The organism is Mesorhizobium sp. M7A.F.Ca.MR.176.00.0.0, from assembly GCF_004023165.1.
Classification (GTDB): domain Bacteria; phylum Pseudomonadota; class Alphaproteobacteria; order Rhizobiales; family Rhizobiaceae; genus Mesorhizobium.
In genome coordinates this window covers 1-14,252 of sequence record NZ_RZTC01000138.1, presented here as the reverse complement: position 1 = coordinate 14,252, position 14,252 = coordinate 1, and the positions used below count along the sequence as shown (strand labels likewise).

Sequence of the window (14,252 nt, the reverse complement as noted above, 5' to 3'; positions counted from 1 at the left end):
GTGCTGGAGACCTTGCCCGGGGCCAGTGTCGCCGTGCTTGCCGACGGCCTGGCGGCAAAAGGCGATGAAGCCGCCTTCAACACGCTTCTGTCGAAAAATGCCGCGCGTGTCGTCTGGGCAACCGCGGACAGGCTGTCGCTGACCGGCCTGACCGCCGCCGACAACCAGGTCGACGGATTTGCACTGACCGCCATCCGCGCGCCGGGCGACCCTGCCCCGGCGCAGGTCACCGCCGGCGCCTTCGATGACAAGGGCCGCCGCATCGCCGATGCGACGCTGACCTTTTCGCCTGGCGAAACCACCGCCACCGGCACCATGGCGGTGCCGTTCGAGCTGCGCAACGACTTCGCTTCCATCGCGCTCGACGGCGAGCGGCAGGCCGGTGCGGTCCGCGTCCTCGACGAAAGCTCCAAGCGGCGGCGCGTCGGCCTATTGTCGCAGGCCGAGGCTGACCAGGCACAGCCGCTTTTGTCGCCGCTCTACTACATCAGGCGGGCGCTGCAGCCCTTCGCCGATCTGGTCGAACCCTCCAGCGCCGATCTTGCCGACGCCATCCCGCAAATCCTCGACCAGAAGCCCGCGATGATCGTCATGGCCGATATCGGCACCATTCCCGGACAGGTTCGGCAGAGGCTTGTCGATTGGGTCGACAATGGCGGCACGCTGGTGCGTTTCGCCGGTTCGCGGCTGGCCACCGCGGGCGATGACGACGATTTGCTGCCCGTCCGCCTTCGCACCGGCGAGCGTTCGCTCGGCGGCGCGCTGTCATGGACGTCGCCGCAGCCTGTCACCGAATTCCCCAAGGCCGGCCCGTTCGCCGATCTGGCGCCGCCGACCGAGGTCACCGTCACCAGGCAGGTGCTGGCCGAGCCGACACCCGATATCGTCGAGCGCACCTGGGCGGCCCTTGCCGACGGCACGCCGCTGGTCACCGGACTGAAGAAAGGCAAGGGCACGCTGGTGCTGTTCCACGTCACCCCCGAGGCAACCTGGTCGAACCTGCCGATCTCTGGCAGCTTCGTCGAGATGCTGCGCCGCATCGTGCAGCTGTCGCGCAACCAGGGCGCGGCCATCGCCAATGCCGAAGCCGCCGCGGCGTCGCTGGCGCCCTATCGCATGATTGCAGCCGACGGCTCGCTGGTGCCGCCGACGCCGGATGCACGGCCGCTTGTACCGGGCGCTGGCGCGCTGCCGGTGACTTTTGAAAACCCGCCCGGTCTCTATGGTTCCGAGACGGGTGTCTTTGCCCACAATCTGCTGGAAGCCGACAGCAAGTTGGCGCCCCTGGCGCGCCCGCAAATCACTGTTCCGGTCACCTCGATCCAGTATGCCTTTGACGAATCGCGCAATTTGAAAGGCACGCTGGTCGCGGCCGCCCTGGTGCTGATGCTGCTTGATACGCTGGCGGTGTTCTGGATGGGCGGCCTGTTTTCACGCCGGCCGCGCCGCGCCGGTGCCGTGACAACCACCGCCGCCGTCCTGATTGCGCTGGGTAGCTTGTTCGGTCATGCCGACCTTGCCCGCGCCGACGACGCCAAGCCGGGTGACGAAATTGCCATCGAGGCGATTTCGAAGACCCGCATCGCCTATGTGCTGACCGGCGTGCCGGGCGACGATTCGATCAGCCGCGCCGGGCTCGAGGGGCTGACGCGCTTTCTGGTCGAGAAGACGGCGCTGGAACCGGGCGAGCCGGCCGGCGTCGACATCTCCCGGGACGAGCTGTCGTTCTATCCGCTGATCTACTGGCCGATCGATCCGGCCGCACCGATGCCCAGCCAGGCAGCGATCGCCCGCGTCGACGCCTATATGCAGCAAGGCGGCACGGTGCTGTTCGACACCCGCGACCAGTTCGCCAACGGCATCGGCGCCGATTCGACCAGCCCGGCGACGGAGCGGCTGCGCGACATCCTCGGCAATCTCAACGTGCCGCCGCTGGAACCGGTACCGTCCGACCACGTGCTGACCAAATCCTTCTTCATCCTGCCCGAATTCCCCGGCCGCTTCGCCGGCAGCCCGCTCTGGGTCGAGGCCTCGCTCGACGCCAGCAACGCCGAGAACCGGCCGGTGCGTACCGGCGATGGCGTCTCGCCGATCATGATCACCGCCAATGATTTCGCTGGCGCCTGGGCGGTCGACCAGAACGGCGATGCGATGCTGCCAACCGTGCCGGCAGACCCGATGCAGCGCATCTACGCGCTGCGCGCCGGCGTCAACATCATGATGTACATGCTGACCGGCAACTACAAATCCGACCAGGTGCACGTGCCCATACTGCTCGAACGGCTGGGGCAGTAGAATGAGTTTGTTTGGTGCCCTCCGGTCGCGGATAAACCCTCCCCACAAACGGGAGGGTAAGGAATGAATTGGTCGATCTCCTTCGAACCGCTGATCTCCTGGCCACTGCTGGCCTTGGCGCTGGTGCCGCTGGCGCTGCTTGCGCTGGTCGGCCTGTGGTTTCGCCAGCGCGGTTCGGTCTTCCGCTTCATCGCCCTTCTGGCGCTCGCCGCCGCTTTGTTCAACCCGGTGTTCCTCAACGAGGAGCGCGAGCCGCTGAAAAGTGTTGTCGCCCTCGTCGTCGACCGCAGCCAGAGCCAGGATATCGGCGACCGCACCAAGCAGACCGACGAGGCGTTGGCCGGGCTGCAGCAGCGGCTTGGCCGCTTCAAGCAGTTCGACGTGCGCGTCGTCGAGGCCGGCAAATCCGAAGCCGCCGAGGAGCGCACCGAGACACGGCTGTTCGGCGCGCTTGAAGGCGCCTTCCGCGACGTGCCGCCGTCACGCATCGGCGGCGCCATCATGATCACAGATGGCGAGGTCCATGACGCCCCCCCGGGAGCGCCCGATTTCAACGCTCCGCTGCATGCGCTGATAACCGGCAACGATCACGAGAAGGATCGCCGCATACGTTTCGAGAACGCGCCGCGCTTCGGTCTTGTCGGCAAGCCGCTCGACATGACCTACCGCGTCATCTCGACCGAAAACGAGACCGGCCCGGTCGATGTGCGCGTCTCGGTCAATGGCGAACAGGTCGCGGTCGAGCACGCCACCGTTGGCCAGGCGATGCCGCTGCAGGTGACCATTCCGGGTGCCGGGCGCAACATCGTCGAACTCGCCATCGATCGCGAACCGGGCGAACTGACCGACACCAACAACCGCGCCATCGCGCTCATCGACGGCATTCGCGAGAACTTGCGCGTGCTGCTCGTCTCCGGCGAGCCGCATGCCGGCGAACGCACCTGGCGCAACCTGCTGAAATCCGACGCCTCGGTCGATCTCGTCCATTTCACCATCCTGCGGCCGCCGGAAAAGCAGGACGGCACGCCGATCAACGAATTGTCGCTGATCGCCTTCCCGACCCGCGAGCTGTTCGTCGAGAAGATCAAGGATTTCGACCTCATCATTTTCGACCGCTACCAGCACCGCGACGTGCTGCCGATCCTCTATTACGACTACATCTCCGAATATGTCGAAAAGGGCGGCGCGCTGCTGATCGCGGCGGGCCCCGAATATGCCGGCGAAAGCTCGATCGCGCGCACGCCGCTGATGTCCGCCCTGCCGGCGATGCCGACCGGCGAGGTGGTCGACAAGGCCTTCTATCCGCGCCTCACCGAACTCGGCCAGCGCCACCCGGTGACGCGTGGGCTGGATGGCTCTGCCACCGAGCCGCCGCACTGGAGCCGCTGGTTCCGCACCATCGGCGTGCAGAATCCCGAAGGCGCAGTGGTGATGAAGGGCGCCGACAACCGGCCGCTGCTGTTGCTCGACCGCAAGGGCGAAGGCCGCGTCGGCATGCTGCTGTCCGATCAGGGCTGGCTGTGGGCGCGCGGCTTCGAGGGCGGCGGCCCGCATGTCCAGCTCTACCGGCGCATCGCCCACTGGCTGATGAAGGAGCCTGAGCTCGAGGAAGAGCGGCTGACCGCCGACGGCCGCGGCATGGTGCTGGAAATCCGCCGCCAGACGATGGCCGACGATCCCGGCCCCGCGCAGATCATCACCCCGTCCGGCAAGACCTTGACCGTCAAGCTCGAGAAATCCGAGCCCGGCGTTTTCCTAGGCAGCGTCGAGACCAGCGAGATCGGCCTCTATCAGGTCGCCAATGGCGACCTCACCGCGCTCGCCCATGTCGGGCCGGTCAACGCCCCGGAATTCGCCGACGTCATTTCCACCGAAAGTCGGCTGAAGGCGCCGGCTGAAGCCACCGGCGGCAGCGTGCGCCGGCTGGCGTCGTCCACAGCCCTTGGCAGCGACGTGACGCTGCCTTCCATCGTGCCTGTGCGCTCGGCTGGTGCCGCGTCCGGCAACGACTGGATCGGACTGCGCACCACGGACGACAGCGTGCTCAAGGCCGTCTCGCGCGTGCCGCTGTTCGGCGGCTTCCTCGGCCTCGGCCTGCTGCTTCTGGCAATGGGTTCGATGTGGTACCGCGAAGGACGGTAGAGCTACTCCTCCGGCTCCGTCGTGAACATCAGCGGATAGCCCTTGGCCTTGCCGGCATCGGTGGCGCGCGTCGCCTTGGTCTCGGCAACATCCCTGGTGAACACGGCGACGACGCAGACGCCGCGACGATGCGCGGTGATCATCACCCGATGCGCCTGGTCTTCGCTGAGCTTGAACTCACCCTTCAGCACCGTCACGACGAATTCGCGCGGCGTGAAATCGTCATTGATGAGGATGACCTTGTAGAGCTTTGGCCGTTCGACCTGCGGCTTGACCTGGACGCGCGGTTTTGTGGTGATTTCAGGCATTGGAACCGACAGTTAGAGCAATTCCAGGAAAAGTGTAAAACGGTTTTCCGCCCGGAATTGCGTCAAGACAAAGGATCAGAACGGTTCGCCGTTTCCACGAAACGGTGAATTGCTCTGGCGTAGCAACCCTGCCGCCATTCTGGCACCAGCGAAAGCGGTCGTCCATTTTGGTCGACGCGCGAAAAAACCAGTGTCCGCCGACGCGGCCATTCACAATCATGTGGGAAAGTGTCGGTTGCCGTTCAACGGCCCTGGCGGCCGAACATGCGACGGCTGGGAATCTGCCGCGCGGTCGTGGCGGGCCGGATATCGGGGTGAAAGCGGTTTCCACCCGCATCCGCCCGGCGTTCCAGCCAGACCGTGATCGGCCACGCGGCGACGCAGATCAGCGTCGCGCCTGTCAGCACGATCAGCAGCCAGGTCTGTGCCGGCGTGATGTAGTCCCAGTTGGTGGAAATCGCCGGCGCGAACAGCGAAGGCTCGGTGCGTCCGGTGGCCGGATCGGGCACCGGGCTGGCGGTGAACAGGATCAGCACCCTGGCGACGCCGGTGGCAACCAGGCCGCCGATCACCATCGAGCGCAAAATGGACGAAAGCCGCTTCTTCATGCGGATTGTCCTACACGGCCGGCGTTGCAAACGGGTTAAGTGTCAGTCGAGGCGGAAGCTGCCGGTGCCAGACTTCGTCGGGGCTTCAGTGGCTCGGACAGGAAGAAGGCCGCTCCAGCCGAAACCAGCTGGAGCGTCCTTGGCCAACAGGCCGGCATTTTATGCCGGACCTGATTACGTCTTCGGGGCGTCCTTCTTGACGGCCTTCTCGGCAGCCTTCTTGTGCTTCTTGACGGTCTTCTTGACGACCTTCTTCGGAGCAGCCTTGGCCGGAGCGGCAGTCGCCGGAGCGGTGGTCGTCGAAGCAGCCGGAGCAGCGGTCGTGGTGGCGGCGGCGTTGCCGAGAGCCGGCATCGCGAAAGCCAGAGCGACGGCGAGACCGGTGGCGGAGAGGATGGACTTTTTCATGGCTTCGTTTCCTTTTTATGCGGGTCAAGTTTCTGAGTGTTACTGAACCGGGTCGTTCGGCGTCACTCCAAGCAGCTTCAAAGCATTGGCGAGCATCCGGATGCCCTGCGCCTGTTTCTTGGCGGCGCAGTACCGGTTGCCCTTTCTCTGAAGTGCCTTTGCCGCGGTGACCTGCGTTGCCGTGGCGTAGGTTTCGAGGGCTTCATCAAATTGGTGGCTGAGATTGGCGCACCGTTCGCTCCGGGTTGTGAGCGTCACCTTTGCGTCCGATTGTCCGACAGCGGCAGTGACCAGGCAGAAGCCCAGCAACGCACCCAACAAACTGATCGACAACCTTGGCATCGGTTTATCCGTAAACCCGGAGACTAGCGTCGCAGCCGATGACCTGACCGCCACGAGACCAGTTATGCCCTTGAAATTTTTCAGGAGTTTTTCTGAACTGTAGAATTTTGTTTCTGGATTGTGTCTGAGAAAGCCAGTGTGAACCCATCATAGCCACTGGCCAACATATGGCCTGAATTCTATCGTGTGGGTTGTGACAGAAGGGCTTGGCAACAATGACAGGGCTGCTGTGAAATCCGACGCACACATACTGATCGTCGACGACGACAAGGGTATCCGCGATCTGCTGCAGGAATTCTTCCAGAAGCGGGGCCTGCACACCTCGGTTGCCGCCGACGGTGTCGAGATGGAGACCATCCTGCGGCGCGTCCAAGTGGACCTCATCGTCCTTGACGTGATGCTGCCCGGCAAGAGCGGGCTGGAGCTGTGCCGCGACCTGCGCGCCCAGTACTCGACGCCGATCATCATGCTGACCGCCGTCACCGAGACGACCGATCGCGTCGTCGGCCTGGAAATGGGCGCCGACGATTATGTGCCCAAACCCTTCGACCCGCGCGAGCTTTTGGCGCGCATCCGCGCCGTGCTCAGGCGCAATGGCGCCGCCGAGCCCAAGCGCGCTTCTACCAAGCAGATCTACCGCTTCGCCGGCTGGACGATGGATTGTGCTCGGCGCCGGCTGATCGCACCCGACGATGTCAGGGTCGAACTGACCATGGCCGAATTCAACCTGCTGCAGACCTTCGTCAAGAGCGCGCAGCGCGTGCTGACCCGCGACCAGCTAATCGAACTGTCCGGCGGCGACAGCGACTATTCCTTCGACCGCAGCATCGACATCCTGGTCAGCCGGTTGCGACGCAAGATGGAGGACGACCCGAAGACGCCCAAGCTGATCCTGACCGTACGCAGCGGCGGCTACCAGTTCCTGCCCGAGACGACCTCCGAATGAGGCGTTTCCTGCCGCAGACCTTGCCCGTCTGGGTGCTGCTGATCGTCATTGCCGGCCTGCTGATCAGCCAGGTCGCGACCCTTTACATCGTATCGCGCGACCGCGCCGCGGCCAACGACGTCGTCGACCTCTACCGGCTCAACGACCGTGCCTTCTCGCTGGTGCAGCTCATGCATGACGCCAGTCCGGACGAGCGCAAGGCGACGGCGAGCGGCCTGTTCAATTCAACCTATGCGCTCACCGTTTCGGACACACCGGCGGTCACTTCGTCGATCGCCGGTGACGACGAACTGGCCGAACTCGAAGACATCCTCGTCGGCAGGCTGTCGAAATTCGGCATCACCGATGCACGCGTACGCCGCGATCCGGCGACGCGCGAGGCCGATGACGCGGACGGCACGGCGCCGGGACCCGACATCGGCCAGGTCGAACGCGACCTTCTGGTATTGGCCGCCGACTTCGCCCAGAGCGACAAGCTGACGGCCTCGCTGCGCTTCGCCGACGGCCAATGGCTGAACTTCACCGAGCCGATCACGCCGGTCGGCCCGATCCTGAGCTTCGACAGCCTGCCGCTCTATTCGCTGATCGCAGGGCTGGTGGTGATCATGTCGATCTGGTCGCTGCGCCGACTGACGGCGCCCTACCGGATGATGGAAACCGCCGTGAACCGGATCGGCAAGGATCTGAAGAGCCCACCGATCGCTGAGAGCGGCAGCCGCGAAGTGCGAGCCGCCGCCAAGGCGATCAACGCCATGCAGGCAAGGTTGCGCGAATATGTCGAAGACCGCGAACATCTGGCGGCGGCACTGGCGCATGATCTGCGCACGCCGATGACCAGGATGCGCCTGCGCCTGGAGCTGTTGCGCAAATCGGCGGTCCGCGAGGCATTGGCGCACGACCTCGCCGATGTCGAGGGCATCGCCAGCTCGGTGATCGACTTCGCCACCTTCGAAGTGACCGAGGAAAAGAACGAACGCATCGATTTCTGGTCGCTCGTGGAATCGATCGCCGACGGCTATGACGACGTGTCGTTCGACGATGAGACCCGTTCGCGCGGGCTGATCTGCATGGCGCGGCCGGTCGCGCTCAAGCGCTGCGTCACCAATCTGGTGCAGAACGCGGTCACCTACGGCAAGAAGGCGCATCTTTCGCTGCGCCGGTCGGAGGACATGATCCTGCTCACCATCCGCGATGAAGGGCCCGGGATACCGCAGGCACAGATCGACGCCGTGTTCGGCTCCTTCGTGCGCCTCGAACAATCGCGCAACCGCCAGACCGGCGGTCTGGGCCTCGGCCTGACCATTGCCCGCAACATCGCGCGCGCCGCAGGTGGCGAGATCCGCCTGTCCAACAACCCGGGCGGCGGCCTGCTGACCCAACTGCGCCTGCCGCTGGCGGCTTAAAAAAGAGGCGCGATTGGTCGCCGCCTCGTCAATATTGAGTTCCGAAGAACCTACCTTCTCAGCACCGCGCTCAGGACATCGCGGATACCGATGGCGCCGACGAAGCGCGACTGGTCGTCGAACAGCGCCACGGGAGCGGTCTGTGAACGGTGCATGGCCAGCATCACGGTTTTTAGCGAGGTGCCCGGATTGGCCCAGAACACTTGCGCGGCTTCCTCGGATTGGCCTTCGACGTCGGCGCACGACACCCAGACCGCCAGCTTGCCATCGCGTTCGGCCGCCGCCACAAGCCCGTGATCATCGATCTTGAAGCGCGTCGTCTTGCGGCGGTCGAGCCACACCCAGCCGTCCTTGCCGTGCTCCAGATCGCGACGGTCGCGCATCACGTTCCAGGCGGTCAGCACCGACAGCGGGTTCACATTGGCGATGAAGTCGCGGACATAGTCGTTGGCAGGCCGCAGCACGATGTCCTCCGGCGCGCCGGTTTGCACGATGCGACCACCCTCCATGATGGTGATGTGGGAGCCAATCTTCAGCGCCTCCTCGAGGTCGTGGCTGACGAAGATGATGGTCTTCTTCAATTCGGCCTGCAGCTGCAGCAATTCGTCCTGCAGCTTGGTGCGGATCAGCGGGTCGAGCGCCGAGAACGGCTCGTCCATCAGCAGGATCGGCGCCTCGGTGGCGAAGGCCCGCGCCAGGCCGACGCGCTGCTGCATGCCGCCCGACAGCTCATGCGCGTATTTCTTCGACCACTGGTCGAGATTGACCAGCTTGAGCTGGCGTTGCACGCGCTCCTTGCGCTCGGCTTCCGGTACGCCGGCGAGTTCGAGGCCGAGACCGACATTCTCCTCCACCGTGCGCCAGGGCAAAAGGCCGAACTGCTGGAACACCATCGCCACCTGTTTCTGGCGCAGGCGCCGCAGGGTCGCCTCGTCGCAGGTGACGACGTCGACGGTTTTGTCGCCATCCTTGACCAGCACTTGGCCGCGCGACACCACGTTGAGCCGGTTGACCGCCCGAAGCAATGTCGACTTGCCCGAACCGGAGAGGCCCATCAGGACGGAGATCTCGCCCTCGTTCACCGTCAGGCTGGCGCCGGCGCAACCCAGTACATTGCCGGTCTTTTCGAGGATCTCGGCGCGGCTGGCTCCGGCGTCGATCATCTTCAGCGATCCGGCCTGGTCGGCGCCGAAGACGATATCGACGTTCCGGAAATCGACGGCGACGGTCATTTCTTGCCTCCAACGGCGATGCGGGTCATCCGGTCGAGCACGATGGCCAAAACGACGATGGCGAGGCCCGCCTCAAGCCCGAGGTCGATCTTGCGCGAACCCAGCGCCCGGTTGATTTCGGTGCCGAGGCCGCCCGCGCCGATCAGTGCGGCAAACACCACCATCGATAGCGACAGCATGATGCACTGCGTCAGACCGGCCATGATGGTGGGCAGCGCCGAGGGCAGCTCCACCTTCCACAGCAACTGGCTCTTGGTGGCGCCGAACGCCTCGCCGGCCTCGACGATCGACTTCGGCACCGAGACGACGCCGAGATGCGTGAGACGAACCGCGGTCGGGATGACGAAGATGATGGTGACGATGAGGCCGGGCGCATTGCCGAGGCCGAACAGCGTCAGCACCGGGATGAGGTAGACGAAGGTCGGCAGCGTCTGCATCAAATCGAGCACCGGCAGCATGACGCGATAGACCTTCGGCTTGTGCGCCGCCCAGATACCGAGTGGCACACCGATGGCCATCGAGGCGGCGGCGGCGGCAACCACCAGCACCAGTGTCTCTACCGTCTGCTTCCAGAGGTTCTGGTTGAGGATGAACAGCAACCCGAGAAAGACAGCCACCGCCAAGCCTCTCGATCGCTGCAGATAATAGGCAAGCAGTGCAATCAGCGCGATGAGAAGGACCGGCGGTACCAACAGCAGCGTGTCGACCACTCCATCGAGCAGGAAATTCAAGCCGCCGGAGAGGCCGCGGAAGAAGGTGTTGAAATTGTCGGTAAGGAAGGTGAAGAACGCTTTGCCCCACTCGCCTATGGGGATTTTATAACTGACAAAGAATTTTGAAATCGGATCCATCTTGCCCCTCTTTGGCAGTCGCCGTCCTTGCCGGACGGTCATCTTGTCACAGGATATGAAAAAGGGCAGCCCTTTCTACAGTGACTGCCCTTCTTGATCGGTCACGCCGAACGCAAGACCTGCTCAGCTTCCGAGCGCAGTCTTCACGGCTGCAGCGGCGTCGCCGCCATCGAAAGTGGTCACGCCGGCAATCCACGGAGCAACCGCGTCCGGATGCTTCTTGAGCCAGTCGGTCGCAGCCGTATTGGCGTCAGCGCCCTTGAGGATCGCGTCCATTATCTCGCCTTCCATATCGAGATTGAACTTCAGGTTGGCGATGAACTTGCCGGCATTCGGGCACTCGGTGGTGTAACCCTTGCGCACATTGGTATGGACAGTGGCGGCGCCGAAGCCGCTGTCGCCCATGCCATCGAGATAGGTGATCTTCATGGCACCCATCACCGGATGCGGCGTCCAGCCGAGGAAGGCGATCCATTCATTGCTCTTCATCGACTGCTCGGCCTGCGTCAGCATCCCGGCCTCCGAGGATTCGACCAGCTCGAAGCCTTCGAGATTGTCTTTCGGGTTCTTGATCATGTCGAGGATAATGCGATTGCCGTCATTGCCGGCCTCGATGCCATAGATCTTGCCGTTGAACTTGTCCTTGAACTTGCCGATATCGGTCAGCGATTTCACGCCGGCGTCAGCGACATAGGTCGGCACGACGATGCCGTAGCCGGCGCCGGTCAGGTTGGTGCTGATCGTCTCGACCGAGCCATCGGCGGTATAGTCCTTGATGTCGTTGGTCATCGACGGCATCCAGTTGCCGAGGAACACGTCGAGATCCTTGTTCTTCAGCGACGCCATGGTCACCGGCACCGACAGCTGGATCGTCTGCGGCTCATAGCCGAGCGCGGTCAGCAGCACGGAGGCGATGCCGGTCGTCGCCTGGATGTCGGTCCAGCCGACATCGGAAAGGCGCACCGCCTTGCAGCTCGCCGGATCGCCGGCAAAGGCAGCGCTGGTGGACAAAAAAGCCGCCAGACCGAGGCCGGCGACGAAAGAGTTCATACGCGACATAGACAGTCTCCCATTGTGATTCTTTGGCGAAGCGTAGCTACGGTTTCTATGCCCGCCTTGTTTCGTCAGCCAAACACCATTCTGGTGTGGTTTCAAGCATTAAGACAATCGCGATCAACGGCGCGGGCTGGCCAATCAGCGACACATCAGGCGCTTTTGCCATGCCGGACGGTTTTTTCGAAGACGGGCCGGCTTTTTCAGGGGAATGCGGGCGACCGCCCCTCCCCGTATCAGGGCAAGTCGGCTTAAAAGAGCGGCATGGCCAAGCTCTACTTTCACTATGCGACCATGAACGCCGGCAAGACGACGATGCTCTTGCAGGCCTCTTACAATTATCGCGAGCGCGGCATGGGCACGATGCTGTTCGTCGCCGGCCACTACCGCAAGGGCGACACCGGCCTGATCTCGTCGCGCATCGGCCTGGAGACGGAAGCCGAGATGTTCCGCGATGGCGACGATCTGTTCGCCCGCGTCACCGAGCATCACGCGCATACGTCAGTGCATTGCGTCTTCGTCGACGAGGCGCAGTTCCTCGAGGAGGAGCAGGTCTGGCAGCTCGCCCGCATCGCCGACCGGTTGAACATCCCGGTCATGTGCTACGGCCTGCGTACCGATTTCCAGGGCAAGCTGTTTTCCGGCTCGCGCGCGCTACTGGCCATCGCCGACGATTTGCGCGAAGTGCGCACCATCTGCCGATGCGGCCGCAAGGCGACGATGGTCGTGCGCCTCGGCCCCGATGGCAAGGTGGCGCGCCAGGGCGAGCAGGTGGCAATCGGCAAGGATGTCTATGTCTCGCTCTGCCGCCGCCACTGGGAGGAAGAGATGGGCCGCGCCACGCCAGACGATTTCATCGGCTTTATCAAAGGCTGACTCTGTCTCTTGGTTATTGGAGCAATTCCAGGGGAAGCGCTATGTGCTTTCCCGGGAATTGCTTCGGGCTCACACGGTCGAGACACGCCGTCTTGGAAACCGCCAGCCAAGCCGCACACCAAGCGTTGCCAGCGCAATCAGTGCCATGCCGGCTGCCTGCGCCGGTCCGAGCGGATGCCCATAGATAGCCCAGTCGACGATGATGGCGACGACCGGGTAGATGAAGGTGATGACGCCGATCACCGGTGTCGTCAGGCGTGGGAAGGCCGAATTCATCAACACGTAGGCGATGCCAGTGTGCAGCACGCCGATGCCGAGCAGCCAGCCCCATGATGCAGGCGCAATATGTTGGCCGACGCCGGCGAACGGGGCGAGCATGACGACCCCCACCACCGTTTGGCAGAGTACCGTGATTTCGGCGCGCTGCTGGCCCAGGCCTTTGGCTAGGATCGTTGTAACGGCATAGAGCAGTGCGCCGCCCAGCGTCAGCGCAATGCCCGGCACCCAGTTGGCATCGGCATGACCGTGCGCGAAAACGAGGCCGCTGGCCAGCACGACGCCGAGAAACGCACCGAGCATCCACAGCAGTTGGTCGGGCGAGATGCGTTCCCTTAGGAAAACCACGCCGATCAGGACCACGAAGAACGGCTGGATATGGTAGATAATCGTCGTCGTGGCGATCGACGTCATGGCGAAGCCGGCGAAGAAGGCTGTCCAGCTCAGCACCATGCACACGCCGGCAAGTGCTGCAAGGGCAAGCCGGGACGGCAACAGCGTCCGATCCGGCAGGTAGCCGCGCAACAGGCACCATATGAGAAGGAAGATCGCGCCGAACACACATCGCCAGAAGACGACGGTGACGGGATGCAGCCCCGATTCCGTGGCGAAGGCGCCGACCGTGCCTGCGATCACCATTGCCAGAGCAAGGCTCGCGGCCGGGAAGCGGGCTGTCGAGGCGTCCGTCATGTGGTGGTTCCCAGCGATCCCAACCATCTGGTCACTGGCGCCACCTTCAAACAAGCGAATAGATTTGGAATGATCTATTCGATATGCTGATAGCACCATGGCCGCGCCACTCGATCTCAACCTGCTGAAAACCTTTGTCGCCGTCGTCGAGAGCGGCAGCCTTTCCAATGCAGCACCTCGGGTCGGCCGCAGCCAGTCGGCGGTCAGCATGCAGATGCAGCGGCTGGAGGAGATGGTCGGCAACCAGCTTCTGGTGCGTGGTCCCAGAACCGTCACTCCCAATGCGATCGGCGAGGATTTCCTGATCTATGCGCGCCGGTTGCTGAAACTGTCGGATGAAGCCTGGGCAAGCGTCACCCGGCCCAAGGAGACAGGCAGCGTCCGCTTGGGGGTGCCCGACGATTATGCCGCCTTCCTCCTGCCGCCCGTGCTCTCACGCTTCGCGGCGGAGCATCCCCTGGTGACGGTGGAGTTGATCTGCGAACAGTCGACCGCGCTGGTGAAGACGCTGGCGGAGGGGCGGCTGGATCTGGCGATCATCACCCGCTTGCCGGAGCAGCCGCTTGAGGTGATCCGGCTGGAACGCTTCGTCTGGGTCGCCTCGCCCAACCATGTCGCCTGGGAGGCCGACCCGCTTCCGGTCGCCTTGTTCGAACCGGGCTGCGCCGCCAGGATGAATGTCCTGCAGGCGCTTGGCGATGCCGACCGCTTCTATCGCTGTACCTATTCAAGCGCCTCTCTGCTTGGCCTGATCGCCGTCGTCCAGGCCGGGCTCGCGGTGGCTGGCCTTGCGATGCGCAGCGTTCCGCCATCGCTGCGCAT

General features: G+C 63.8%; 14 protein-coding genes. 6 read left to right on the top strand and 8 right to left on the bottom strand.

The features are described 5' to 3' along the window. Together EOB59_RS30210 and EOB59_RS30205 are read left to right on the top strand one after the other, a co-directional pair. Nucleotides 1-2,295: DUF4159 domain-containing protein (locus EOB59_RS30210; RefSeq protein ID WP_128289917.1), on the top strand; the 2,295-nt coding region annotated here is incomplete at its 5' end. Nucleotides 2,296-2,358: 63 nt separating this feature from the next. After that, nucleotides 2,359-4,437 (top strand): hypothetical protein, encoded by a 2,079-nt coding sequence (locus EOB59_RS30205; RefSeq protein ID WP_128289916.1) that lies wholly within the window; start codon nucleotides 2,359-2,361, stop codon nucleotides 4,435-4,437. A gap of 2 nt (nucleotides 4,438-4,439) precedes the next feature. Here EOB59_RS30205 and clpS read toward each other — a convergent pair whose 3' ends face one another. The 4 genes from clpS to EOB59_RS30185 form a co-directional block, all read right to left on the bottom strand. Beyond that, nucleotides 4,440-4,745 carry an ATP-dependent Clp protease adapter ClpS gene (gene clpS, locus EOB59_RS30200; RefSeq protein ID WP_023809857.1) on the bottom strand — a complete coding sequence of 102 codons (306 nt, stop codon included), beginning with the start codon at nucleotides 4,743-4,745 and terminating at the stop codon, nucleotides 4,440-4,442. Nucleotides 4,746-4,987: 242 nt separating this feature from the next. After that, complete coding sequence (locus EOB59_RS30195; protein ID WP_127266561.1) at nucleotides 4,988-5,353, bottom strand: hypothetical protein; 366 nt, start codon at nucleotides 5,351-5,353, stop codon at nucleotides 4,988-4,990. A 174-nt stretch (nucleotides 5,354-5,527) separates the two neighbouring features. Then, nucleotides 5,528-5,761: a hypothetical protein gene (locus EOB59_RS30190; RefSeq protein ID WP_013529962.1), complete on the bottom strand. Its 234-nt coding sequence runs from the start codon at nucleotides 5,759-5,761 to the stop codon at nucleotides 5,528-5,530. Nucleotides 5,762-5,800: 39 nt separating this feature from the next. Continuing rightward, nucleotides 5,801-6,103 (bottom strand): hypothetical protein, encoded by a 303-nt coding sequence (locus tag EOB59_RS30185; RefSeq protein WP_128289915.1) that lies wholly within the window; start codon nucleotides 6,101-6,103, stop codon nucleotides 5,801-5,803. 229 nt (nucleotides 6,104-6,332) lie between these two features. Here EOB59_RS30185 and EOB59_RS30180 point away from each other — a divergent pair, with 229 nt between their 5' ends. Next, nucleotides 6,333-7,049 (top strand): response regulator transcription factor, encoded by a 717-nt coding sequence (locus EOB59_RS30180; RefSeq protein WP_127397492.1) that lies wholly within the window; start codon nucleotides 6,333-6,335, stop codon nucleotides 7,047-7,049. Next, a complete protein-coding gene (locus tag EOB59_RS30175; protein WP_127397491.1) occupies nucleotides 7,046-8,452 on the top strand; it encodes an ATP-binding protein in 1,407 nt (468 codons plus the stop codon). Before EOB59_RS30180 ends, EOB59_RS30175 begins: the two co-directional genes overlap by 4 nt. 50 nt (nucleotides 8,453-8,502) lie before the next feature. Here EOB59_RS30175 and choV read toward each other — a convergent pair whose 3' ends face one another. The 3 genes from choV to EOB59_RS30160 form a co-directional block, all read right to left on the bottom strand. Next, on the bottom strand, nucleotides 8,503-9,684 hold the full coding sequence (choV, locus tag EOB59_RS30170; RefSeq protein WP_128289914.1) for a choline ABC transporter ATP-binding protein: 1,182 nt from the start codon (nucleotides 9,682-9,684) through the stop codon (nucleotides 8,503-8,505). Further along, nucleotides 9,681-10,535, bottom strand: a complete 855-nt coding sequence (choW, locus tag EOB59_RS30165) for a choline ABC transporter permease subunit (RefSeq protein ID WP_127266555.1) — start codon at nucleotides 10,533-10,535, stop codon at nucleotides 9,681-9,683. The genes choV and choW overlap by 4 nt, the downstream gene beginning before the upstream one ends. A gap of 123 nt (nucleotides 10,536-10,658) precedes the next feature. Continuing rightward, a complete protein-coding gene (locus tag EOB59_RS30160; protein ID WP_127266554.1) occupies nucleotides 10,659-11,594 on the bottom strand; it encodes a choline ABC transporter substrate-binding protein in 936 nt (311 codons plus the stop codon). A 258-nt stretch (nucleotides 11,595-11,852) separates the two neighbouring features. Between EOB59_RS30160 and EOB59_RS30155 the strand changes: the two genes are divergently transcribed. Then, the gene (locus EOB59_RS30155; RefSeq protein WP_127266553.1) at nucleotides 11,853-12,464 is read left to right on the top strand and encodes a thymidine kinase; all 612 of its coding nucleotides are present in this window, start codon (nucleotides 11,853-11,855) and stop codon (nucleotides 12,462-12,464) included. 69 nt (nucleotides 12,465-12,533) lie between these two features. Here the strand turns inward: EOB59_RS30155 and EOB59_RS30150 are convergent, their stop codons facing one another. Next, nucleotides 12,534-13,430: a DMT family transporter gene (locus tag EOB59_RS30150; RefSeq protein WP_127266552.1), complete on the bottom strand. Its 897-nt coding sequence runs from the start codon at nucleotides 13,428-13,430 to the stop codon at nucleotides 12,534-12,536. A gap of 97 nt (nucleotides 13,431-13,527) precedes the next feature. Here EOB59_RS30150 and EOB59_RS30145 point away from each other — a divergent pair. Then, the coding region (locus EOB59_RS30145; protein WP_128289913.1) for a LysR substrate-binding domain-containing protein at nucleotides 13,528-14,252 on the top strand (725 nt) is incomplete at its 3' end.

What these genes read in the sequence shown, in the direction of transcription:
- choV (WP_128289914.1), bottom strand. Translation starts at nt 9,684, where the DNA reads ATGACCGTCGCCGTCGATTTCCGGAACGTCGATATCGTCTTCGGCGCC.
- EOB59_RS30150 (WP_127266552.1), bottom strand. Translation starts at nt 13,430, where the DNA reads ATGACGGACGCCTCGACAGCCCGCTTCCCGGCCGCGAGCCTTGCTCTG.
- EOB59_RS30195 (WP_127266561.1), bottom strand. Translation starts at nt 5,353, where the DNA reads ATGAAGAAGCGGCTTTCGTCCATTTTGCGCTCGATGGTGATCGGCGGC.
- EOB59_RS30205 (WP_128289916.1), top strand. Translation starts at nt 2,359, where the DNA reads ATGAATTGGTCGATCTCCTTCGAACCGCTGATCTCCTGGCCACTGCTG.
- choW (WP_127266555.1), bottom strand. Translation starts at nt 10,535, where the DNA reads ATGGATCCGATTTCAAAATTCTTTGTCAGTTATAAAATCCCCATAGGC.
- EOB59_RS30160 (WP_127266554.1), bottom strand. Translation starts at nt 11,594, where the DNA reads ATGTCGCGTATGAACTCTTTCGTCGCCGGCCTCGGTCTGGCGGCTTTT.
- clpS (WP_023809857.1), bottom strand. Translation starts at nt 4,745, where the DNA reads ATGCCTGAAATCACCACAAAACCGCGCGTCCAGGTCAAGCCGCAGGTC.
- EOB59_RS30155 (WP_127266553.1), top strand. Translation starts at nt 11,853, where the DNA reads ATGGCCAAGCTCTACTTTCACTATGCGACCATGAACGCCGGCAAGACG.
- EOB59_RS30185 (WP_128289915.1), bottom strand. Translation starts at nt 6,103, where the DNA reads ATGCCAAGGTTGTCGATCAGTTTGTTGGGTGCGTTGCTGGGCTTCTGC.
- EOB59_RS30175 (WP_127397491.1), top strand. Translation starts at nt 7,046, where the DNA reads ATGAGGCGTTTCCTGCCGCAGACCTTGCCCGTCTGGGTGCTGCTGATC.
- EOB59_RS30190 (WP_013529962.1), bottom strand. Translation starts at nt 5,761, where the DNA reads ATGAAAAAGTCCATCCTCTCCGCCACCGGTCTCGCCGTCGCTCTGGCT.